This window comes from Vibrio celticus, from assembly GCF_024347335.1.
Taxonomy (GTDB): domain Bacteria; phylum Pseudomonadota; class Gammaproteobacteria; order Enterobacterales; family Vibrionaceae; genus Vibrio; species Vibrio celticus.
On the sequence record NZ_AP025464.1, the window covers coordinates 727,589 to 751,514 of the forward strand.

19 protein-coding genes and 2 pseudogenes are annotated in these 23,926 nt (G+C 44.2%); 8 read left to right on the forward strand and 13 right to left on the reverse strand.

Annotated elements, in window-relative coordinates:
• Positions 1-36 precede the first annotated feature (36 nt).
• Positions 37-1,500: a sensor domain-containing diguanylate cyclase gene (locus OCV19_RS19350; protein ID WP_065675432.1), complete on the reverse strand. Its 1,464-nt coding sequence runs from the start codon at positions 1,498-1,500 to the stop codon at positions 37-39.
• 239 nt (positions 1,501-1,739) lie between these two features.
• On the reverse strand, positions 1,740-4,907 hold the full coding sequence (locus OCV19_RS19355) for a chitinase C-terminal domain-containing protein (RefSeq protein WP_065675431.1): 3,168 nt from the start codon (positions 4,905-4,907) through the stop codon (positions 1,740-1,742).
• Between the two features lie 451 nt (positions 4,908-5,358).
• Here OCV19_RS19355 and OCV19_RS19360 point away from each other — a divergent pair, with 451 nt between their 5' ends.
• Positions 5,359-6,945, forward strand: coding sequence for a BCCT family transporter (locus OCV19_RS19360; RefSeq protein WP_065675430.1), 1,587 nt, complete (start codon positions 5,359-5,361; stop codon positions 6,943-6,945).
• A 264-nt stretch (positions 6,946-7,209) separates the two neighbouring features.
• Here the strand turns inward: OCV19_RS19360 and OCV19_RS19365 are convergent, their stop codons facing one another.
• The 7 genes and pseudogenes from OCV19_RS19365 to OCV19_RS19395 all read right to left on the reverse strand — a co-directional run bounded on the left by OCV19_RS19365 (position 7,210) and on the right by OCV19_RS19395 (position 13,298).
• Positions 7,210-7,728, reverse strand: a complete 519-nt coding sequence (locus OCV19_RS19365) for a GNAT family N-acetyltransferase (RefSeq protein WP_065675429.1) — start codon at positions 7,726-7,728, stop codon at positions 7,210-7,212.
• Between the two features lie 71 nt (positions 7,729-7,799).
• The gene (locus OCV19_RS19370) at positions 7,800-8,264 is read right to left on the reverse strand and encodes an acyltransferase (protein ID WP_065675428.1); all 465 of its coding nucleotides are present in this window, start codon (positions 8,262-8,264) and stop codon (positions 7,800-7,802) included.
• A gap of 118 nt (positions 8,265-8,382) precedes the next feature.
• A complete protein-coding gene (locus OCV19_RS19375; protein ID WP_167352277.1) occupies positions 8,383-8,532 on the reverse strand; it encodes a hypothetical protein in 150 nt (49 codons plus the stop codon).
• Positions 8,533-8,578: 46 nt separating this feature from the next.
• Positions 8,579-9,846: pseudogene (locus OCV19_RS19380) on the reverse strand (IS4 family transposase).
• Positions 9,847-10,025: 179 nt separating this feature from the next.
• Complete coding sequence (locus OCV19_RS19385) at positions 10,026-10,382, reverse strand: hypothetical protein (protein WP_065677553.1); 357 nt, start codon at positions 10,380-10,382, stop codon at positions 10,026-10,028.
• A 214-nt stretch (positions 10,383-10,596) separates the two neighbouring features.
• A complete protein-coding gene (locus OCV19_RS19390; protein WP_065677552.1) occupies positions 10,597-11,844 on the reverse strand; it encodes a RidA family protein in 1,248 nt (415 codons plus the stop codon).
• Between the two features lie 569 nt (positions 11,845-12,413).
• Positions 12,414-13,298 carry an AraC family transcriptional regulator gene (locus OCV19_RS19395; RefSeq protein WP_065677551.1) on the reverse strand — a complete coding sequence of 295 codons (885 nt, stop codon included), beginning with the start codon at positions 13,296-13,298 and terminating at the stop codon, positions 12,414-12,416.
• A gap of 193 nt (positions 13,299-13,491) precedes the next feature.
• On the opposite strand from OCV19_RS19395, the gene OCV19_RS19400 reads away from it, so the two are divergent.
• The 6 genes from OCV19_RS19400 (at position 13,492) to OCV19_RS19425 (ending at position 19,429) form a co-directional block, all read left to right on the forward strand.
• Positions 13,492-14,640, forward strand: a complete 1,149-nt coding sequence (locus OCV19_RS19400) for an iron-containing alcohol dehydrogenase (protein ID WP_004731461.1) — start codon at positions 13,492-13,494, stop codon at positions 14,638-14,640.
• A gap of 225 nt (positions 14,641-14,865) precedes the next feature.
• Positions 14,866-15,612, forward strand: coding sequence for an amino acid ABC transporter ATP-binding protein (locus tag OCV19_RS19405; protein ID WP_017082064.1), 747 nt, complete (start codon positions 14,866-14,868; stop codon positions 15,610-15,612).
• Positions 15,612-16,409 carry an amino acid ABC transporter permease gene (locus OCV19_RS19410; protein ID WP_065677550.1) on the forward strand — a complete coding sequence of 266 codons (798 nt, stop codon included), beginning with the start codon at positions 15,612-15,614 and terminating at the stop codon, positions 16,407-16,409. The genes OCV19_RS19405 and OCV19_RS19410 overlap by 1 nt, the downstream gene beginning before the upstream one ends.
• Positions 16,410-16,421: 12 nt before the next feature.
• Complete coding sequence (locus tag OCV19_RS19415; RefSeq protein ID WP_012600468.1) at positions 16,422-17,231, forward strand: transporter substrate-binding domain-containing protein; 810 nt, start codon at positions 16,422-16,424, stop codon at positions 17,229-17,231.
• A gap of 134 nt (positions 17,232-17,365) precedes the next feature.
• Positions 17,366-18,292 (forward strand): amino acid ABC transporter permease, encoded by a 927-nt coding sequence (locus tag OCV19_RS19420; protein WP_017081503.1) that lies wholly within the window; start codon positions 17,366-17,368, stop codon positions 18,290-18,292.
• Positions 18,293-18,484: 192 nt separating this feature from the next.
• Complete coding sequence (locus OCV19_RS19425; protein ID WP_065677549.1) at positions 18,485-19,429, forward strand: ADP-ribosylglycohydrolase family protein; 945 nt, start codon at positions 18,485-18,487, stop codon at positions 19,427-19,429.
• Positions 19,430-19,483: 54 nt separating this feature from the next.
• Here OCV19_RS19425 and OCV19_RS19430 read toward each other — a convergent pair whose 3' ends face one another.
• The 3 genes from OCV19_RS19430 to OCV19_RS19440 all read right to left on the reverse strand — a co-directional run bounded on the left by OCV19_RS19430 (position 19,484) and on the right by OCV19_RS19440 (position 20,941).
• Entirely contained in the window at positions 19,484-19,915 is a 432-nt protein-coding gene (locus OCV19_RS19430) for a GNAT family N-acetyltransferase (RefSeq protein ID WP_065677548.1), read from the reverse strand.
• 122 nt (positions 19,916-20,037) lie between these two features.
• Positions 20,038-20,532, reverse strand: a complete 495-nt coding sequence (locus OCV19_RS19435; RefSeq protein WP_065677547.1) for a GNAT family N-acetyltransferase — start codon at positions 20,530-20,532, stop codon at positions 20,038-20,040.
• A 70-nt stretch (positions 20,533-20,602) separates the two neighbouring features.
• Complete coding sequence (locus OCV19_RS19440) at positions 20,603-20,941, reverse strand: zinc ribbon domain-containing protein YjdM (RefSeq protein WP_004731484.1); 339 nt, start codon at positions 20,939-20,941, stop codon at positions 20,603-20,605.
• Positions 20,942-21,200: 259 nt separating this feature from the next.
• Here OCV19_RS19440 and OCV19_RS19445 point away from each other — a divergent pair.
• A pseudogene (locus OCV19_RS19445) lies at positions 21,201-22,466 on the forward strand (IS4 family transposase).
• A gap of 51 nt (positions 22,467-22,517) precedes the next feature.
• Here the strand turns inward: OCV19_RS19445 and OCV19_RS19450 are convergent.
• Entirely contained in the window at positions 22,518-23,681 is a 1,164-nt protein-coding gene (locus OCV19_RS19450; RefSeq protein ID WP_017058966.1) for a threonine/serine exporter family protein, read from the reverse strand.
• Between the last annotated feature and the right edge of the window lie 245 nt (positions 23,682-23,926).

Sequence of the window (23,926 nt, forward strand, 5' to 3'; positions counted from 1 at the left end):
TCTTCCAACCTCGAAGACATCGATTCTTTCAACTGATCACATATAAGCAACGCGATATTCGTTCTTTTGATACGTCTGAGTGTTGTTACGTCCCCTCTCTTTTGCTTGATAAAGCGCTTTGTCAGCTTTATCGATCGCTGTTTCAATATCGGTGAGCGCTCGATCGTGACAACAGCCAGCACTGATTGTGACAGGTGACACCAAACCTTGCAGTTGCTCTACACTTCGTCTGAGTTCCTCAGACAATTCGAATAACTCACGCTCATCACAATCAAACGTCACCAAAATAAACTCTTCACCGCCATAGCGTGCAATCAAGCGACGACGATTAACAAATCTCTTCAGTGATTTTGCGACCTCACAGATAACCCTATCGCCTTGAGCATGACCATATTGATCGTTGACCCGTTTGAAATGGTCAATATCAAGCAAAATGACACCGACATTTGTTAGCGGGTAAGGCGACCTTTGAGCAATTTTCAGCTTTAACTGCTCGATAAAACTCCGCCGGCTAGGAAGATCAGTGAGGTAATCGAGGCTCGCAACATCCAAGATTTTGAGATGACGATGCCGCAGGTAAAGCACCACCACGATGATAATGCTCAATAGGCTCACGACCAAAGCCATTAAACTAATGAACAGCAAACTATGATTTCTATTGAGCTCCTGCTCTAAAATACCGGCGGAAATGACCCAATTCAGATAGGGGTAAAACTTATAGAAGACGTTTTTGTTGGTCGTACCATTGTCACTGGAAATTGAATAGCTAAAGTGACCTTCTGGCTGGGTTGCGATTCGATCAATTAGCAGTTCGGACGAGTAGCCTATCAAAGCTTTCAATGACTTGTGTTCATAATCAGGATGAAGCACTAAGTTGCCCTGAAGATCAATAATGTACACATATCCGCTATCACCGAATGCGTAATTTCTCAGCTTGTCTTTTAAGCCTTCAAGATCGACCAAATACATCAATTCTTCTTTATAGGTCGTCGCGACCAAAGTATTACCACTCGGTAGCCTCATCGAATAGGCAACTTTTGCGCGCCGACTTATCTCATGAGGATTAGCATGAAAGTATTCGATCATACCAGAGTCGATACTGAGCTGTTTTTGGATATGAGTAAGATGCCCGCGCTTCTTTCCTTGCAAGAAAGGATGGTAGAGGTGAACGCCTTGCGGTGACATCAAATAGATATAACCTGATTGTCCAATGTGCAGTTCACTGGCGATCTGGCTTACTTGTTCAATTTCTTGTTCCGGTGTGGCATGCCATACATGGGACGCAACGGTATCCGTAATTCCTTTAAGATATGTCTTTATCGCCTCATTAACTGTGGTGTCGACAATATCGTAACTCGCGTTCACAATCGTACGAAAAAACAGTTGGTTAGATTCCAACAATGACCTTTCAGTTCGATTAAATTGAAAGGCAGAAAGAATCATCGACACGACGGCGAGCGCAATTGAAAAATTAAGAATGTATTTACGTCTGACTTTCAAGATTACCCCGTAGATTTATAATTTCAGGTAACGCTGTGACTTCTCTTATATACAGACTGTTTTATATCATGTTTTTATTTTTTACTGAACGAGTGTCGATATTTTTAAGGGTTTCTATACGCAATCTGTGACTTATGACAAAAACGCCGAACTGGATTCAGTTCGGCGTTTTAATTTTACGTTTAAATTGATGACTTGATTGATACTAAGCCCTGTTAAATTGACTTAAAAGCATCAAATTAAGAACAAACCTGAGTCCAGCTACCATCGCTACCCGGTTCAGAACTTGTCCACCAGTTTGCTTGATAAACACTACCGTTGTGAACCACTTGGTCGCCGGTGTTGGCATGGCTTGGGTTACCCGCCCAATCTTTCTGAGGTAAGTCTGGGTAAACCGCTAAACCAGCTGTATCACATGTACCTGGATTAGTGCCGCCATCGCCAGGGTTACCGCCACCTGAACTGATATCACCTAATGGTAGATCTGGCTGTTCGAAGCTAAACGCGTAATCAACGCCACCGACATTCACCGCGTAGTTAGCTGGGCCAGAGATTGGCAAGTAATACACCATATCTAGCTCATACACACCGCCAGCAGGAAGCTCTTCCCATGTCGGCAAAGTAAACGCCACTCGGTGCATGGTTCCATCTAACCCGCCGATGTTATCCGCACGAGTATGACCTGAAGCAATCACCGTCAAACCACCACCCGATTGATCTTTTGCATTATCAGGCGCAGACACAGGAATATCGAATTGGAACTCGGTACCGCCCGGAAGTGCTTGCCCTGTGTTGTTCGTGAACGTGATCTTAGGGTTGATTGGGTAGTTTTGGTCACCGACTTTGAAGCCACCAACCGATACCGCGATATCCAGCGCTTCTGTTGGGATAGCACCCGTCGCTACCTTGTTTCCGTATGGAGTCGCAGACTTAAACTTATCGTAAATAGCTTTCGTCATGGTGTTACCCATGTGGAACTCACCGTTACCACTATTACACGCTTGCTCAGTCGTATCGATAGAGGTTCGATTGCCATTCGCATCGAGTACATAACAGTTGTAATCCCCTGCTAGTTCCCAGAACATGATGCCGCCGATCTCTTTGTCGATAACGTAGTCCGCTTTCACGTCGATAGACTGTTTATCTTCCGTTGAAAGGAATACGCCCTTCTCTGCGTTCCACAACCAAGGTGCAACCGCCACGCTGTCGTAGTTTCTCGTGTAAGTGCCTCTTAGAACATCTGAAGGATCGTTTACAGGATCTAGCTTGTAGGCGTCCGCATAAGAGCCCCAAATACCTTTCTCTAGGTTCTTCGCATGCCACATTGGGTTCGAACCTGCGCCCATTTCGTTTCCTTTAGGGTCGGTATCATGCCACATGTTATCGATACCAATCGCACCGTGACCACAGTTGTTCTTCTCACCTTCACCAGTACCAGCGGCACATTCAGATTGGTTAGGCAATGCAGCGCGGCCCCAAAGGCCATTTTCGCCGCCCGTTACACCCTGCCAACCACGCGTGTAGTAAGGCACACCGATGTTAATACGACCAGCTGGCATTGAACCGCGGAAGTAATGGTAAGCCCAATCCGTGTTCAGGTAGCCAATACCGCCATAAGCCGCCGTGCCGTAAACGTTCCACTGTGCTAACTCTGAATCTTTACCCGTATCAAACAGGGCTGCGTTGTGACCTACGTGATCGTTCCACGCACCGTGAAGGTCATAAGACATGATGTTCACGTAATCGAGATACTTAGTCACATCGAATGTTTCCATACCGCGCAACAGGTAACCAGAAGAAGGCGCCGCGATCGTTAACATGTAATGATTGCCATCTTGCGCAGACGCCGCATCAAGCTTCTCACGAAGCACTTTCATCAACACTTGGTACGAAGCCCATAGGTATTGACGACGCGGCTCCATGAAGTCTTTGTCGTAAGGGTTACCGGCACCCGCCATTGAGGTTGGGTACTCGTAATCGATATCTAGACCATCGAACTGATATTTACGCAGCATTTCAACAGCGGAAGTGGCGAATGTTTCGATACCTTGATGGTTAATAGAACCGTCGGCATTGGTTGTCATTGTGTAGAAACCACCATCAGCCACTCGGCTGCCGTCAGTGGCAAAGTGACCACCGGTTTCAGCCCAACCACCGATTGAGATTAGCGTCTTCACGCCGTGTTTTTTCTTCGCTGTCGCTAATGCACCAAAGTGACCTTTGAAGCCTAATGCAGGATCAACTTCCACACCCGGCCACTCTTTGCCAACCGCTGCGTTTCCAGGATCATTCACATCACCGACGTTTACTTTGCCATCTGAGCCGATGCTCACAAAAGCATAGTTAATGTGGGTGAGTTGTTCCCAAGGGATGTCATTTACTAAGTAAGCCGCTTGTGGGTCGTCCCCTGCACGCCAACTTGTGAAGTAACCAATCACACGACGTGGGTGATCCGCGCCCATTTTCTCACGACCTTCATCATCGTAAATCGTACAGTAAGGAACATCGACACCTTGCGTTTGATATAAGCCATCAGGGCGACATGTGCTCACTGTTGGAGCGCCATTCACAGTCAACGATGCCAACGCAGAATCTGCAGTCGCACCTTGGTCGTCTGTTGCTTTCGCGTAAACCGCTAAAGAACCCGCTTGAGTCGTTGTGTAATCTAACGTGTAAGGGCTCGTTGCTGCTGTACCCACAAGAGCACCCGCTACGTAGAAATCAACCTTATCAACCGTGCCATCGCTATCTGCTGCCGTTGCTGTCAGTGTTACTACACCACCAACATCGACCGAAGCTGCTGAAAGCGCAACCGAAACCGTCGGTGCTTCGTTTCCAGGCGTAACGGAATCGACAGAGACAGAAACCGCACTTGCTAGACTTGCTGCGCCTTCATTATCCGTTGCAACAACAGAAACCTGATGATTACCCGACGTTGCAGCCCAAGTCGCTTCGAAAGGTGCCGCTGTGACTACCGCAACAGATGCGCCATCAACAAAGAACTCAACCGAAGCCACACTGCCATCAGAATCTAGCGCTGTTGCACTCAACACAACATTGTCGCCTTCAGTAATCACGTCAGAAGCAGAGGGTGCCGTTAGTGAAGCCGTTGGTACTTCATTCGGCGTACCGCCACCTCCGTCGCCGCTACACACATCGACTTTCTTCCATTGTGCGTAGTCGCCTTCAAATTGGCTTGGGTTGTTATTTTGATTCCAGTAATTTGCCGTATAAGCACTGCCGTCATGTGAAACCTGATCACCACCTGTGTATACAGTGGCAGAGTCCCACGTTTCTAACGTTGAGCAATCCACAGCCGCATAGCTGTTGAACGCCATTAAGCATGACGCGGTGAGCGTACTGAGTGTAAAAACCTTCTTGGCCACTCTTCCTTGATTTAGGTGCATGTTAGCTATCCCTTAAGTTGTTGTTTCAAGATGTTTAATTTAAATGGGACTTTCCTCACCACTTAAATCTCTTCGCAAAACAACTGTAGGTAACAGCGCCAATTTAACACCTAAAATATTCAGTATTTATAAAATGACTCGCATTAATTTGTCTATAGCATGCAATGAGTCGACACTTATTTTGCACCAACAACTAATATTAATTTATTTCGGAAAGCTAAAAAATAACGTCTCAAAAATCAGAAATGTGATTTGGATTCGAGAAAAAAATTCGTATCAAAACTAGCCAAAAAGTAGTGATTTAAAGGCGATTTGGGATTCTTTTGGGAATTCGCCCACTTTTTGATAACAAATGTGTTAGTATCGGCGGCTTTTTTGACGAACCTCACATTTCTATGCAAGTGTGGGAGAAATACATAGGCTTGAAAGAGCCAAATATAGCGAAGAAATAATGTCCAACTTGACGCAAGTCGCCAACGAAAACATCAACGCAGAATCTACTTCTATCGATTTCAATAAAGCTCAATCTTTGGGTGAAAAACTGGAACTCGGAAACCCAGTCTTTTGGCTGAGTGGCAGTTTTTTAACCCTCTTTGTCATCCTAGCCTTCACCAACACCTCCGTGTTGTCCGAACTTGTAAACATCGGCTTTAGTTATTCAACTAAATGGTTCGGTGCTTTCTGGCAAGTCCTACTACTTCTCAACTTCATTATCGGTTTAGTGCTTGCACTAGGTCGCATCGGCCACGTTCGCTTAGGAACGCTTGCCCTACCTGAAATGACCACCTTTAAATGGATGTCTATCGTCCTATGTACGCTGCTAGCCGGCGGTGGTGTGTTCTGGGCAGCCGCAGAGCCTATCGCTCACTTTGTTTCAGCTCCGCCACTGTATGGCAACGCAGATCCTCAAGCGATGGCGTTCAATGCTCTATCACAATCTTTCATGCACTGGGGTTTCCTTGCATGGGCAATCTTAGGTGGTTTGTCTTCCATCGTGTTAATGCACTTGCATTACGACAAAGGCCTTCCTCTTAAGCCTCGCACGCTGCTTTACCCAGTACTTGGCGACAAAGCGATTAACAGCTGGGTTGGTAACGTTGTCGACGCATGCAGCATCGTGGCTGTAGCCGCAGGTACTATCGGCCCTATCGGCTTCCTTGGCCTACAAATCAGCTACGCGCTTAGCGAACTGTTTGGCATTTCAGACAGCTTTGCAACTCAAAGTGTTGTTATTATCTTTGCTATCGCAATGTACACGCTTTCTGCTTTGAGCGGCGTGAACAAAGGTATCCAACTGGTCAGCCGTTACAACATCATCTTGTCTGTGTGTCTAATCGGCTACATCCTTCTTGTTGGTCCAACGAGCTTCATCGTTGATGGCTACCTGCAAGGTATGGGCGAAATGGTTGATAACTTCATCCCAATGGCGCTATACCGCCAAGATACAGCGTGGTTAGGTGGCTGGACGGTATTCTTCTGGGGTTGGTTCTTAGGTTATGGCCCAATGATGGCGATCTTCATTGCTCGTATCTCACGTGGCCGTACTATTCGCCAAATGATCGTTTCTATTAGCATCGTTGCACCGCTTGTAACGTGTTTCTGGTTCAGCATCGTTGGTGGTAGTGGTCTAGCGTTTGAATTAGATAACCCAGGTGTGATCTCTAGTGCATTCGAAGGCTTTAACCTTCCTGCTGTGCTACTAGCAATTACCTCGCAACTGCCGTTCCCAACTCTGATTGCAATTCTGTTCCTGATCCTGACGACCACGTTCATCGTGACAACAGGTGACTCAATGACTTACACCATCAGTGTGGTAATGACGGGTACGACAGAGCCAAACGCAGCGGTACGTACCTTCTGGGGTATAATCATGGGTGCGGTAGCGATCGCACTTATCTCAATGGGGTCAGGCGGCATCTCCGCTCTACAGTCGTTCATTGTAATCACAGCGGTTCCGGTATCGTTTATCTTGCTCCCGTGTCTATGGCACGCGCCGAAGATCGCGAAGCAGATGGCAAGAGATCAAGGTCTCGCTTAATGCCTAATCCGATTTAGTTTCGGATAACGTAGAACACTAAAAAGCCACTCAAGTGATTCACCTGAGTGGCTTTGTTTTATCTGGTCGCTGTTTAATTGATTAATGCTTGTGAAGTGCAAGATAGTCTAACTTCTTACTAGTGAATGATATCCTGTTATTCGCGATTGCAATTAGCGTCATTGAACATAACAAAACTCAACAGTAAGCATAAAGCTCGAAGCTGGCTGAAAAGCACCATCAGCTTCTGAGGGGGTCAGTAAACATCTAATTAGGTATTACTTTACGGTAATAATGAGCATCTTGACTCTTCCCTTTGAACACGGCGTAACCTTCAACGCGCTCAACTAACTCAAATCCTGTATTGGATAATATTTTATTTGAGCCGACATTACCCACTAACGCATAGGCATCGACAAATTTAAGTGTTGAGTGCTCAGCCAAGTAGACAAGCAATTTCCTCACGGCACTAGAAGCTATACCTTTAGAAGCAAAGGAATGACCAACTCGATAACCTAGTTCTCCACTTCCAGCGTTCTGGTCAATATCACGAACATTGATTCGCCCACAAATAGTGCCATTAGCGTCTTTGATCAACATAGGGATCATCTCGCCGTTCTTATATTCGGTGAGAAAGCTCGTGATTTGCTCGGTCACACCTGCATTTGAATAGAAGCTATCATCCCTAGCTGGGACAAGTTGCTCAAACCACTCTCTATTTTCGACCTCAAAATCCAAGAGCGCACTTGCGTCATTCAGTTGAAGTAAGTGTAAAAATACATCCATGACAAATACTCTAATGTTTCCCTAAAAAGCCGCACCTTATGATTCATGAACCACGGCTTATTAATTCAGACTTACGGTAAGTCTCTTAACTTCTTGGCTGGGTTACCTGCGTAGATACCTTTTTCGGTGATGTCTTTCGTTACCACACTGCCCGCGCCAATTACTGCACCTTCACAAATGCTGACAGACAGAACCGTAGCGTTAGAACCGATCGTGACGTTGTCAGCTATCAAGGTACGACCCCAACTGTTTGGGTTAGGATCTGGTTTGCCCTCTTTGAATAAGTCGTTGGCAAACATGACTCCATGACCAACAAAGCAGTCTCTGCCAATAGTCACATACTCGCAGATAAAGGTGTGAGATTGAATCTTACTTCTCGCACCTATCACGGTGTTCTTTTGAATCTCAACAAAGGGGCCAACGAACACATCATCTTTAAGCTCACAGCTATAAACGTTACTTGGTTCGATAATAGTGACATTCTCGCCACAGGTAATATCAGTAATCTGTGACTTTAATACTCTTGGACTTGCCATACTTCACTTCCTCTCGACATTAGCGTCACAATTCAACCTAAGCGATTGTGCCGTATGCATTAAAGTGCATCAAATAGATATGTTGAGAGTTGGTAATGGATCAAAGATTCTGCATAAATTAAAACAGTCCCACCAGCACAACTGACAACAGTACGCCACCAATAAAACTTGGAGCGTGGAATGGCCGAGCTTTAGATCTAACGTACTCTTTTTGAAGGTCTTCTTGGTAAGTTTTAATGGCGAGTTCTTTTACGTAGTTATTTTGCATAATAAGCTCCTTCTTAATCAGTAAGAGAAGCTTCATAGACTGAACCTTAAGCATTAAGACCAGCATAAATCCCGTCTAACGTGATGTTTTTCTTTGACTTCCTCTGGGCGGACTTTTGTGCGTTCTTAAATATATAGCTAGAGGCCCATTCCAGTTTATTGCCTATTTCTGACCATGCCTTGTGGCTGATACATTCAAATATGGGCAACAGCCACACATCCACATTTTTTGCCGCCTTAAACAGCGAGACCGATGGCATTATCTGAAGCGCAGTACTGCGCCTGATGATCAGCGAGAGTAAACTGGCCCAGATAAGCCCATCAACGATGGCCTTTTGTGCGGTGACAAATCGTTGCCAGTTTGTGTGAGATTTTAATTCTTTAAAAAGCAACTCCACCTGCCATCGACAGCGGTAGATCGCCATTATGTCATCAGCAGTATAGGTACCTGAAGGCAAGTTAGTTAACCAAATACAGAATCGCTTTTCTTCGGCAAACCAACGTCTTACCACTCTAAATTCTTGCTTACCACTACGAACTTTAAGGTCGAGTACCTGTGAGCGATTAGTACCTCGAGTGATGTCTTTGAGCTTCTTTCCTTCTAGTTTAGATAAATGCCGGCCCTGACCGTTTCTCGCTTCTATAACATGAGGATTCAGGGACTTTGCTCCTCGAAAATATAGAAACCACCATACAGTTCAAGCTCAGTAAAGAATTGGAAGTCAGGGTACCCTGCGTCAGCCAACAACAATTTGTTACTCATTGTTTTGGGGGCGGGCAAAAAGTCTCTTTCTGATGCTGTATCAGCGCTGATGCTCATTGCGACTGGAGAAAAGCTTTTTAAAGACATTGTCATATGGCATTCAACTGCGGCTGGATTGCGTTTAAATCGGCTCGGGTAAACGTTCGAAAGGTCACGATGAATGTGGAAAGAGCTACCATCTTGAAGCAGCACATCATCAAAGGTGGCGAGTTTATCTGGTAGGTTGGCACTCTGCTGGTGAGCAAACTGAGCTATCGCTCGCATGGCCAATTGGCGCATGAATATCGGAAATTCTTCTTTTCTTAACTGGTTATGGTAGGGCTTATAAGCCACAGTATTTTTAGCGCTTAAGCACATCCCATTGAATTGCCTTAGTAAATCGGCAATAGATGAGCAGTTTCCTTTGCTCAAAGCGGCCACTAGGCTTACTACTAGCTGGTCGGGTAAGATAGCCCGACATCGCTTCATAAGTCCTGTATTTTTCGCCATTTTTTGAAGGCTATCAGCATTAAAGAATTGCTTAAACTGCTTTTGTAGGGAGATAATCGTCATCGGCTTCACGGTTGATATGGGTGGTTTGTTTGGCGACGATTATCTGATCATAAATGAAGCCTTTTTTCTATCTAAATAAATAGCTTAGAGCTTAAGATCCTGTCTATGAGAGAAGCTTAAGACTTGAAGTTAGGTTGAGGTAAAGCAAAAAATCAGATTAATTGAACACTTTATTTTTGTTACTCGAGGATTACCCTGAACACATCGTTATTCACGCCGCCAACATCTACTAACTCTCCCGGTATCATTAGAAGCGAGGTGTTCAGCTGTCGTGTTGAACGTGGCTCTTTTGTTTCTCGAATCACTAACATATCGACAAAATAACCTGAGTCTTGCTTTGATATTGAGCCCGAAAATGTAACGCTTTCAACCCTATCGGCAAGGACTGAATTGAATGTTTTATCCTCTAAAACACCTGCGGAGATGGATGTATCACCATAAAATAGCGTGATGGTTGTTGGGTCGGGTACCAACTCTTGATTGGACGAACACCCTATTAGGGTAAGGCATAGCAGTAAAATGGCTCGAAATTGCATAAGCTGGTTTTCTTTATTACGTTAAGCGTCTGTTTTTCATATTAAAACACTTCAACCTTATAAATACCATATTTACGGGATAAGCTTAGGTGTATCGCTTCGATGGACTTGAGTAATGAGGTGAACGGATCAGATCACGGCCTGTTGAATTTGCTCCCTGTTTGGAAACTAAAGCCGAGATCTGATCGATATTATCGAGAAGGATTCAATTGATTTAAGCAACAACGTCTTGGGGAGGCGTGCCTTCACAATTAGAAACGACAGCATCAATTTGTACTAAAGCATTCATTGGGATTTCTGAAACCCCAACCACCGTTCTTGCCGGTAATTCAGCATTAAAGAATGTTGTGTAGACCTCGTTCACTGTATCAATGTCTGAAACATTTTTAAGCTGAATATTGATTTTCACTGTATCGTCCATACTATGACCAACACTTTCAATGATCGCCTTAATATTTTTCAAACATTGTTCAGCTTGCTCTTTTACACCACCAACAACAATTTCATTTGTTTTCGGGTCTAAAGGCAATTGTCCTGAAATATGATTGTAGTGAGAGAAAGCAACAGTATGCGAATAAGGCATGAATGGTGCTGCAACAGTATTATTGGTTTCAATAACCAGTAAGCGAGTGTCTTCTGGTAATTGCGGCGGTGTACCGTCGCCATGTGAAACGGATGTATCAATTTGAATTAAAGCACCCATTGGTAATTCAGCTGCGTTAACAACAGTACGAGCAGGAACGTAGCTTGGGAAGAATTTAGCACATACTTCATTTACCACTTCCGCATCTGCGATATTTTTTACGTAGATAGTCGTTTTAACCACATCATTCATGACATGTCCGATGCTTTCTAAAATAGCTTTAATGTTTGATAGACATTGGGCCGTTTGCGCTTCGATACCACCATCAACCAACTCACCTGTGGTTACATCTATCGGTAACTGAGCTGAAAGATTGTTGTAGTGAGAAAAAGCCGCAGTCTGCGTGGACACAGCACTTTGAGGCGCATTATCCGTATTTCTTGAGACCTTAATTAGAGCGCAAGGTGCTTGTGGCTTAGTGCCTTCACCGTTAGAAATCAGAGCATCCATTTGAACCAGCGCATCGCTGTTTGGCAGTGCAGCGACACCCACGACAGTACGTGTTGGCAGGCTGTTGTGGAAGAAGCTTTTGTAAACTTCATCAATAGCATCGATATCAGAAATATTCTTAACGAAAACATTAATCTTCACGACATCATCCATAACATGGTCGATGCTTTCAACAATCGCTTTAATATTATTCAAACATTGTGCTGCTTGATCTTTAATATCACCGATGACTATTTCACCCGTTTTAGGGTCAATCGGAAGTTGAGCAGAAAAGTTATTATAATGAGAAAAAGCGACCGTTTGTGTAGATACAGAATTAATTGGTGCGTTTTCAGTGTTTCTTGAAATTTTAATGATATCGCTACTCATCGGTATTATCCTTTTAATAAAATAGGTATACGTATTTATATTTAACAATCGTATTTGGAAGAATGATTAAAGTAGCGCCATGTTAAGTGAATTATTTTAGGGTAAACGTGATATCCATCAGACTCTCAGTTGACTATAAATCAGCAAGTTACAGAATAATTAGTCATCAAACGACTAATTATCCGTCGTACTAGGCTTTATCAACTGCTAAATTATCTTTAATTTTAAGTCTATTCAATAATCCTGAATACACTCTCTGATAGTACGGTGAGAAATTCCAGAATTTTAGATAATATTTGATAGGTTGTTCACACTAAAACTTCGTTAATAGCTAAGTTAGTGAGTTTCTCCCCTATACCTGTGCATAAACTCTTAGGCTATTTAATTAATTATTTTCGAGAGCTTATTTTATATAAGTACGTTAATAATATATTCGAGAATCAAATACCTACAATCTGACAATGCCTATGATTAGATACATTTACTCATATAATTCAACAAATATGAGCAATCGTCACCATAGCTTTTGGCATTATAGCTCTCAACACATAGTTTCGTTGAAAGAAGAACTAAACCGCTCTTGGAGTAGTATTGAAGTGGCGCTTAAATTCGCGGCTAAATTGAGATGGGCTGGAGTAACCGACTCGACGCGCAGCATCACTAATACGAAGGCCTTCTAGTTGAATCAGCTCTTTCGCTTTGTTGAGCCTAACCTTCTTCAAATATTGCAGTGGTGATTCAAAAGTGACATTACGGAATGCATAGTGGAAGGCAGACACGCTCATGTTGGCTTCGTCAGCGAGCGATTGAACAGTGATGGTTTGGTCGTATTCTTCATGCACTTTAGACAGCGCTTTAGCGACACGTGCGTAATGGCCATCATGATGAGCTAAATCAAACAGCACACGCCCTTCTGAACCTGTTAATGCGCGGTAGACAATCTCGCTGACCATGGCATCACCCAATATGTTGGCTTCAATGTCACAATGTAGAGTTTTGACCAATCGAGTAAAGCTCTCCAGCATTTGCTCTTCCATTGGCGCCGATTCTAAGCCGCTCGAATTCTGCTTGTGCTTGTTGCAGTAGCTCTCTAGAAAGCCTTGGTCTTCCAGCTTTTTGACTAAGCTATGCAAGCGCTGAGAATCGATGCTTATCGACAAACCAAGCAATGGTTCGCCATTTACAGGCAAGGCTTCACACTCCAATGGCATTGGCACGCCTACCACAAGATAATCACCAGCAGCGTAAGTAACGGGTCTGTCGCCAATGTAGATGTTCTTTTTGCCCTGCCCGAGCATGATAATACCCGACTGGTAAGTGAATGGCTGACGCTGATTCCCGCCACTGCTTCTATACAACCACACACCACCAATTTCAGTTTCTCTGATCCCTTCAAGATCATCCCAACCTTTGTGTTCTACATAAGACTGTAACAACTGCGCGAGTGTTTTCATAAGTGGCGACTTTCCATTCCAAGTGCTAAGAGTAAGTAAGCTAAAGCAGAGAAAGAATATCAATTTTGTAGAAATAGGCAATTTATTTGGAGGATCAGCTCTTCATCACCCTAGATTACTGTACTAATATGCAAATATAGAAATTGAGCAATCAAATAAAATAACAAATTGAGCTTTACACAAGGAATCTCTAATGCAATTCACTTATGTTAACCCTACAGTTATCCACTTCGGCCAAGGCCAAATCAACGCTATCAGCCAAGCGGTTGATACTTCGAAGAAGGTACTAGTCATCTACGGTGGCGGTTCAATCAAAAGCAACGGTGTTTACGACCAAGTTGTCGCTTCTCTAAAGGATCACGCTTGGATTGAGTTCGCTGGTGTCGAAGCTAACCCAACGAAAGAGACGCTAGATAAAGCCGTCGCTCTTGTTAAAGAAGAAAACGTAGAATTCATTATCGCTGTTGGCGGTGGTTCGGTAATCGACGGTTCTAAGTACGTTGCTGCAGCGGCTAAATACGACGGCGACGGTTGGGATATCCTAGCGGGCAAACACCAAGTAACTGAAGCAACTCCTATTGGTGCAGTACTGACACTTCCTGCGACAGGTTCTGAATCTAACATGGGTGCGGTAATCACTCGTAAAGAGACTCAAGAGAAACTGGCATTCATGAACCCTGCGGTACAGCCTAAATTTGCGGTTATGGACCCAGACGTAATGAAGTCTCTGCCAGAGCGCCAACTGATCAACGGTCTAGTTGATGCATGGGTTCACGTATGTGAGCAATACATCACAATGCCAACAGACGCGATGGTTCAAGACGGTTACGCAGAAACACTGCTTAAGAACCTACTTGTACTGGGTAAGCAATACGACGAGCGTGACAACGACGCTTGGCGTGCAAACCTAATGTGGACAGCAAACCAAGCGCTTAACGGCCTGATTGGTACGGGTGTTCCTCAAGATTGGGCAACACACATGATTGGCCACGAATTCACTGCGCTATGGCACGTAGACCACGCGCGTTCGCTTGCGATTGTTCAACCTTCACTACTTCGTAATCAAATCGAAGCGAAGCGTGGCAAGCTAGAGCAAATGGGTCGTAACGTATTTGGCCTAGAAGCGGGTGCTGATTTAGCCGAGCGTACAATCGCGGCAATCGAAGCCTTCTACCACAGCCTAGACGTTCCAACCATGTTCGACGGTTACGAAGCAACGAAAGCGGCAGCAATCGACAACGTTGTTGCTCAACTTGAATCACACGGTTACCTGCAACTTGGCGAAAACCAAGCAATCACGCCAGAGAAAACGCGTGAGATTTTAGAGTCTGCGATTCACTAAGAATTGCTAAAATAGAGAGAAAGCAAAGGCAATGGTCACACAAAGATGATTTTTTACACCTGACTGAACCCATTACTTATTTCTTTCGTACAAACAAAGCAGCGTTCATTTTGGGCGCTGCTTTTTAATTTGCCCTACAAGATGCTATTAAATTCTCATAAGTCCTTAATTTTATGTGCATTCAGATTTCTATATTGGTAAGGTAAACCTGTCTCTTTACTAGGTATGAACAACGATTTGAACAATCTCAAGGAAATGGTTAAGTTTAAGTCACTTAACAAGTGGTATGGTGATTTTCATGCCCTAAAGGATATCGATTTAAATATTGAACAAGGAGAGATAGTGGTGATTTGCGGGCCATCAGGTTCGGGCAAATCAACCTTAATCCGTTGTATCAATCAGCTAGAACCTTTCGAAAGTGGCGAGCTTTGCGTGTTAGAACAAGTGCTTCCGAGTAAATTCAACACACCTGGCCAAGTCGGAATGGTGTTTCAGCATTTTCATTTATTCCCTCATCTTACCGTGCTTGAAAACCTGACACTGTCTCCAATACGTACGCTTAAAAAAAGCAAACGAGAAGCCGAGAAGCTTGCAATGCACTATCTCGAGCGCGTACACATCGCTGAACAAGCCAACAAATACCCAGTGCAACTTTCTGGCGGTCAGCAACAACGTGTAGCTATCGCCCGTTCGCTGTGCATGAAGCCTGAATTACTGCTTTTTGATGAACCGACTTCAGCGCTTGATCCTGAGATGATCAACGAAGTGCTCGACGTGATGGTTGAACTGGCGAGCGAAGGTATCACCATGGTGTGTGTGACCCACGAAATGGGCTTTGCGAAACAAGTGGCCGACCGCGTTATCTTCATGGATGAAGGACAAATTGTGGAATCGAATACGCCACAAGCGCTCTTTGAAAACCCTCAACATGAACGCACTCAAGCGTTCCTAAATCAGATCCTGACTTATTGATGTTGATTCGAATTATTAAACCCGCCCTATCTGCTTTGGTACAGATTGTTATACTGGTGGCTGCTGTTGTTTGGATTCTAGACTCTGGCGCACAAACCATGGGATACAGCTGGCAATGGGAGCGTGTGCCGGACTATATTGCTTTCTATGAAGATGGTGAATGGTGGCCTGCAGAATTAGTTGAAGGGCTACTGGTTACCATCAATATCTCTTTGATTTCTTTGGTTGCCACACTGATCATTGGTTTAACGACAGCGCTATTGAGAAACTCAAATTCTGTGGTTGGACGCACCTTAGCCACCAGCTATGTTGAGTTGATTCGTAACACGCCGTTATTAGTACAAATTTATTTGCTCTATTTTGTATTTGGCCCCGTATTAGGGCTCGATCGCTTTAGCACTGCCGTTTTAGCCTTGGCACTTTTCCAAGGCGCTTATACCGCCGAGATATTTCGTGCCGGTTTAAATGGTATTGCGAGAGGACAATTTGAAGCAGCTCAATCCTTGGGCTTATCAAAGACCTATACTTACTGGGATGTGATTCTTCCTCAGGTGGTGCAACGCACCTTGCCACCTTTGACCAATGAAGTGATCTCTCTTATTAAAAACTCTTCAATTGTGAGTGTCATGGCTATTTTTGACCTGACGACTGAAGCCAGAAACATCGTTTCTGAAACCGCGATGCCATTCGAGATTTGGTTCTCTGTGGCGATCATTTATCTTGCTCTTACACTTTCACTTTCTGCCGTTGCTGCTTGGCTTGAGCATAAGCTCGGGGCTAACTGGCGAACACAATAAGGATTTATCAGCATGAAGCTATTTAAAACCGCGATTACAGCCCTACTTGCGCTTGCCGTAAGTTTGCCTGCACTTGCTTCTGAAACGCCTAACCTCGATAAAATCAACGAACGTGGCTCACTGCGCGTTGGTATGTCGACATTTGTTCCTTGGGCGATGCGTAACAAACAAGGCGATCTCGTTGGCTTTGAAATCGACGTGGCGAAACGCCTTGCCGAAGACTCTGGTTGGAAAGTCGAATTTGTACCTACGGCATGGGACGGTATTATCCCTTCTCTATTATCGAAAAAATTTGATGTAATCATCGGCGGTATGTCTATCACTGAAGCTCGTGCTAAAAGCGTATTGTTCACTGAACCTTACTCGCACTCTGGCGTTCAACTGGCGGCTAATAAAGAGCTAGCGGAAGGTTTTACTCAGATCTCTGATTTTGATTCTCGCCGTGTAAAAATTGCAGCACGTCGTGGAGCATTCACGGTTCAAGTCGCTCGTGAAACCTTCCCTAAAGCGAAAGTTCTACAGTTCGATGACGATGCTCAAGCATTCCAAGAAGTGTTGAACGGCAACGCACACGCGGTTATCGCGTCTAGCCCGAAACCAGAACACGAAACGATCAAAAACGCAGACACGCTATTTATTCCATTTGAAGAGCGTCTGTCAAAAGGTAACGAAGCATTTGCAGTTCGCCTAGGTGAAACTGACAAGGCAGAATTCTTCAACGAATGGATCAAAGCACGTACTGAAGACGGTTGGTTGAAAGAGCGTTACGAGTACTGGTTCTCTACTCTAGATTGGCAAGACCAGATTGCTCAAGGTCAGTAATCAGAACTTTTGCTAGTGAATCGAGGCAGTGCGTTGTCTGCACTGCCTTCTCATCGGCAACTTGATTCGCTTTATTGATGATCTAAAACTCAACAAAACAGCCTACTAATTATTATTGTTTAAACAGGAATGACGTGAGTAGTACTAGCGCATTGACAACACCTAAGCCCAACGTTCATATGAAGCCTTGGTATCAACGCCTTAACCTTTTGGATGGCGTGTTACTCGCTGTCATGTGTGTGTTTGCAGGCTGGCTTTATTATCGCTCTGCTGTTGGTATTAACTACCAATGGCGCTGGGAAGATGCGTTTACCCTGATTTTTATTCCGCCTTCTCAAGGCAGTATTCCCTATTTTTTCCAAGGCTTGATCGCAACGCTGCGCTTAAGTTTATGGAGTATGGTGTTAGCACTCTCTTTTGGCACATTGTTAGGTGTGGCAAGACACTCAAAGATCGCTTTCTTCAAAACACCGGCACTGATTTTCATTCAGTTGGTTCGTAATATTCCGCCGCTGGTGTTTGTCTTTATCTTTTACTTCTTTGTTTCTAACCAACTGATTCCATTACTTGGTTTAGAAAGCATTTTACGTGAACACAACGGCGAGATTAATGCTGTTCAAGATTTCCTGTTCGGCCCAGCTAACCTTTGGGAAAACTTGGCGTCTGGTGTTATCTGTATTGGCTTGCTCTCTTCTGCTTATATTGCTGAAGTAATTAGAGCTGGCTTAGAAGGTATTCCTAAAGGCCAATGGGAAGCGGCCGATTCACTCGGTCTGTCTGCATTGTCTAAGTATCGATTTGTGGTCGGCCCGCAAGTATTAACGGCCATCACACCGCCATTGGCTGGCCAAGCAATATCTTTGGTTAAAGACACGTCGATTGTGTCTCTGATTTCTATCCAAGAGATGACGTTTGTTGGTACTGAGATGGCAAACTCTTCAGGTTTGATCTTTGAGATCTGGCTCATTGTTGGCTTCGTATATTTTGCTTTGTGCTTTGCGCTTTCACGTCTTTTCAAAGTGATTGAGCAGCGCTCTAGTGCCTATCTCAACCATCAATAACACCACCAATCAAAAATACGAATTCACCAGACTATTCATCGCCCTTATCAATTTCACCTGATTGGTTTAAGTTATTGACCAATCAGGATTTATTCCTTCATATTTCTTCTTAGAAACACAGCAAAATACTCGGCTAATCACTATACTTAACGTATCGAATTACGTTGATTCATCTCAAGGACATCGCTCAACATGGACAATCATAAAGAAAGAGCTTTTTACGCCGTTGTTGGCGCATTGGTTGGAGACGCCGCTTCAATGGGGCTGCACTGGCTATATGACCAAGAGAGGATCTTACACGTAGCGGGTTTTGAGCCAGAATTTCGTTCACCGAATCAGTTCGATTACCAAGACAAGGGCTACTTTGCGCACCAAGGTAAAACCGCAGGCGAGCAATCGCAATATGGTGCTCAGCTATTGGCGATGGTCGATAGCTTAGTCGACAACCAAAAATACGATGAAGCGAACTACATCAAGCACTTCCGCTTCTGGTTTGATTTTGGTGGTAGTTGGAAAGGCTACATTGATAAAGCGACTCGTATGAGCTTGTTGAACATCCATCAATTAGAATTGGAAAACTCCCCGATTACAGCGTGTGGCGCGGATGATACTCAATTGCCAGCTGTTTCAAAAATCATTCCTTTGGTCGCGTGTACTTACACCTCTCACACCTTGCCAGCGATGGTAGAGAGTGCGGTACGAGTGACCAACAATAACGACAAAGCCGTCGAATGGGCGCAGGCCATCACTCTACTGGTTCAAGCGGCAATTCAAGGCAACTCGCCACTGCAATCGGTAGAAATGGTGCGACAAACTTGTAGCAAGTTTATACACGATCAAATCGACGAAGCACTGGCTGATCCAGAGCTTTCGATTACAGATGCCGCGAAGAAGTTTGGATTGCATTGTGAACTGAGTGCCGCGTTCCCCTTGCTAATTCGCATCATTGCAGGTGCTCAAAGTTATCAACAAGGCATTCGCGACAACATCTTATGCGGTGGTGACAGCTGCGGTCGTGCGATTGTAATTGGCGCGGTATTAGCGGCGTGTTTCTGCGAAGAAGATGGCGAAATTCCAACCGAATGGCTAAAACAAGTCGAACTCAATGGCGGTGTATTGTCTTTGCCTATTGAGTGACGATGACAACACAACGGCACATTGTGCCGTTGAGGTTATAACTAACGCTTGGGGTTACTGACGCCACATATAGACAAACTGATCGTTTTGCGAAGTGATTTCGAAGCCAAACCTAAGATACAACTCCCCAACTCGATTACCTTGCAGGTAACAAAGTTCGACGGGTTTATTGAGGCTGTCAGCCTTAGCTAAGCAATCTTTCAATACTTGGCTGCCAATGCCCTTTCCATGATACTCAGGCAGCAAGAAGAATCGACAAAAATAGAAGTGCTCGCCTTTGTCTTGCAACAACACACTCCCAATCGCTTTACCTTGATATTCAATGATTTCAGGTCGTTCTTCTGCCCACTCTTCGGCGTGTATATCTCGTTGAGTTTGCTCATCCCAGCCAAATACGGCTTTGATAGGTTCAAATTCAGCTGCCTTTTTTAGCTCGAACAGAAATTCATGATCTGATGACTGAGCAGGTCTTGTCGAATACTTCAAAATATCTCCAACAATAATCGATGAACTATAACCAAAGAAACCACCATCAATGGTGGTTTCAATTTAATAAAATCTCGCTAAAGGAAAGTAAGTGAACATAAGCAAGTGCCATGCTTTAGTGTTCATTTTGATTCTAGTTGGTAACGTAAGACTTCGTGTTTATCTTGCTCTGAATAAAAGGTATTCAGGAATTGTCCACCGCACTTCTCAATCACTTTTTGCGAAGCAATATTGCCCCTCTCACAGGTAATGATAACGCTTTCGGTCAATACGTGTCGTTGAATCCAAGACAACATATGACTTGCGATACCCCGCCTTCTGGCTTGCGACAGCGTCTCATATCCGATATGTCCTATGACATCGTGAATGTACGGACTGGTACCATGACGAACTCTTATCACCCCAAGAATACGCCCAGACTCGAAACAAAAATAGGTAGAAGCAGGCGTCCACCCTTCAGGCAAACCCTCACCTTTTGAATAAGCAATTCGTCTTTCTAAATAGGCATCACTGCCATCGGAAATCCCCGTGTAAATATCTAACCCATCCTCAGCGCACGCGTTCACATAGTGATGAAAGGCCGTTGAATGTGAAAGAGCAGCTTTAACCATGTCCATATGATGTTGATTCTCCAACGGCCTACGCTATTAAGTTCAGGAGTGACTCGCTATTTTGACCCATTATCGACTATTGCTTCTTAACGTACTTCGCTGTAACCAGCATTTCACCACCACCATCCAGCTTGCAATCTAGCTGGTGATCTTTGCCTTCATTGATGCGTCGAATCACGGCTTTAGTGCCGATTTTCAATACGCTAGAACTGCCTTTAATTTTTAGATCTTTAATGAAGGTAACTTTATCGCCACTTTCCAATACAACGCCATTCACGTCCTTAACACGCGCGGCTTCTCTTTCTAAACGCTCTTCTTCTGGGTTCCATTCGTAGGCGCACTCAGGGCAGATTAGGTTGTTTTGGTCTGGGTAGACATATTCAGATTGGCATTGCGGACAAGGAGGTAGAGACATACGTTAATACTTCATTTAAATAGAATTTGTTCCATTTTAATGGCTCTTGTCAGGCTTAGCGAGCATAAATCTAACAAGTTTTACGCAGAGCTAATTGTCTTTAAAAAAGAGCCGTTCCTAAAATGAACAAACACAGCCGCTAAGCTGTGTTCATAGACAGGATCTTAAGCTCTAAGCTATTTATTTAGATAGAAAAAAGGCTTCATTTATGATCAGATAATCGTCGCCAAACAAACCACCCATATCAACCGTGAAGCCGATGACGATTATCTCCCTACAAAAACAGTTTAAGCAATTCTTTAATGCTGATAGCCTTCAAAAAATGGCGAAAAGTACAGGACTTATGAAGCGATGTCGGGCTATCTTACCCGACCAGCTAGTAGTAAGCCTAGTGGCCGCTTTGAGCAAAGGAAACTGCTCATCTATTGCCGATTTACTAAGGCAATTCAATGGGATGTGCTTAAGCGCTAAAGATACTGTGGCTTATAAGCCCTACCATAACCAGTTAAGAAAAGAAGAATTTCCGATATTCATGCGCCAATTGGCCATGCGAGCGATAGCTCAGTTTGCTCGCCAGCAGAGTGCCAACCTACCAGATAAACTCGCCACCTTTGATGATGTGCTGCTTCAAGATGGTAGCTCTTTCCACATTCATCGTGACCTTTCGAACGTTTACCCGAGCCGATTTAAACGCAATCCAGCCGCAGTTGAATGCCATATGACAATGTCTTTAAAAAGCTTTTCTCCAGTCGCAATGAGCATCAGCGCTGATACAGCATCAGAAAGAGACTTTTGCCCGCCCCAAAACAATGAGTAACAAATTGTTGTTGGCTGACGCAGGGTACCCTGACTTCCAATTCTTTACTGAGCTTGAACTGTATGGTGGTTTCTATATTTTCGAGGAGCAAAGTCCCTGAATCCTCATGTTATAGAAGCGAGAAACGGTCAGGGCCGGCATTTATCTAAACTAGAAGGAAAGAAGCTCAAAGACATCACTCGAGGTACTAATCGCTCACAGGTACTCGACCTTAAAGTTCGTAGTGGTAAGCAAGAATTTAGAGTGGTAAGACGTTGGTTTGCAGAAGAAAAGCGATTCTGTATTTGGTTAACTAACTTGCCTTCAGGTACCTATACTGCTGATGACATAATGGCGATCTACCGCTGTCGATGGCAGGTGGAGTTGCTTTTTAAAGAATTAAAATCTCACACAAACTGGCAACGATTTGTCACCGCACAAAAGGCCATCGTTGATGGGCTTATCTGGGCCAGTTTACTCTCGCTGATCATCAGGCGCAGTACTGCGCTTCAGATAATGCCATCGGTCTCGCTGTTTAAGGCGGCAAAAAATGTGGATGTGTGGCTGTTGCCCATATTTGAATGTATCAGCCACAAGGCATGGTCAGAAATAGGTAATAAACTGGAATGGGCCTCTAGCTATATATTTAAGAACGCACAAAAGTCCGCCCAGAGGAAGTCAAAGAAAAACATCACGTTAGACGGGATTTATGCTGGTCTTAATGCTTAAGGTTCAGTCTATGAAGCTGTGTTTGTTTAAAAACTTGAGAAGCAAAAAGGTTTAACGTTCGACTTTTGGTGAGTAAATCGAGTAAGCGGTGATTTGCCCTGCCACGATTGCCGAGAACATGAATAACGCCGACAAACCAATACTCGGGATAGGCAAAATCGATTGTTCAAACACCGACTGGCTGGCACTCACTAATACTCGGCTACCCGGAACCAAGATGATGATCCCTTGCACGATATAAATAGAGCCCGTGAGCTCCATCTTTTTAGCAATCCAAGTTCCGTACAAAGTAATAAGAACCGTCGTAACCCAAGTACCGACAACCCAACCACTATCAAAACCTAGATAGAATGGGCCCCACATACCGAGAACAGCTACTGGCAAGCCAAGCAAGATGTCTTTAGGGCGAGCATTGAACATTACACCGATAGACACAGAAATAAGCACCAAGCCAGATATGTGCATCCACATCGGTACCGCATTGGTATAGTCGATGGAGACCGCTTGTCCCCATATCGCTTCACCGATGTTGAGCCCCATGATAATCCCAACAAACAGCTTAATCAGCGTTAAGGCACTCTGCCCTAGCAAGCTGGTACCAGAAACCAAGTCATTAAAGGCCAAACATTCTAATGCGTTGGCTATGGATAACCCGGGGACAAACAAGACAATCGAGGCGATACATAACGCCCACACCGGAATCGGCAACCCTGTACTCGCCAGAAACGCCACAAAGATACCCGTTAACAGTGCCGAGATGAATTCAACCGCGATAGCGCGACGTGAATGAAGAACTTGCTGACATACCCACACCATCAAACCCAATAACGCGGAAAAGCCGACCGCTTCCAACGTACTGCCCACCAGCATCAAATACGCAGGCGGAATACCCATATTGGCAAGTGCCGTCACAAATTTAGAGTAGCCGACAGGCTCAGGTACTGGCTCACTGCTCGGTTGGTTAATACGAATGATCGTATTGGCCAGCAAACTCAGGTTAATTGACGCAGGCTTTAGACGCTTAAGAATAACGGCGTTGTTATCGTCTGGAAATTGATAGTTAATCGCAGTTGGCGTTGCTTGGATCATCACATCCACACCATGCTTTTTAGCATAATATTGTGTATATTTTTCAAGCTTATACGGAGCGCAACCACTGCGGTGAAGAGTGTCACCAATTTCAACAATTTTGTTAATTCGGAACTGAGAAGGCATGGGTATTTTAGGGGAGACAAAATGTGCGGCAAATGTACCAAACGATAGATGGAATGACGAGACTTTTGCGTAAATTATCAACTGAACTCGTTACTTTTTTCTGCAAAGGCTTAGAAGTCTCTATAACTCTACTCATTTGGGATTAGTTTACTGAATGTTTTGACAAATTAATAAGTTAAATTTATGCATTCAGATTGTTATTAACGGACGCCAAAACACGATTAAAAATCAGTTTATGTTAACAC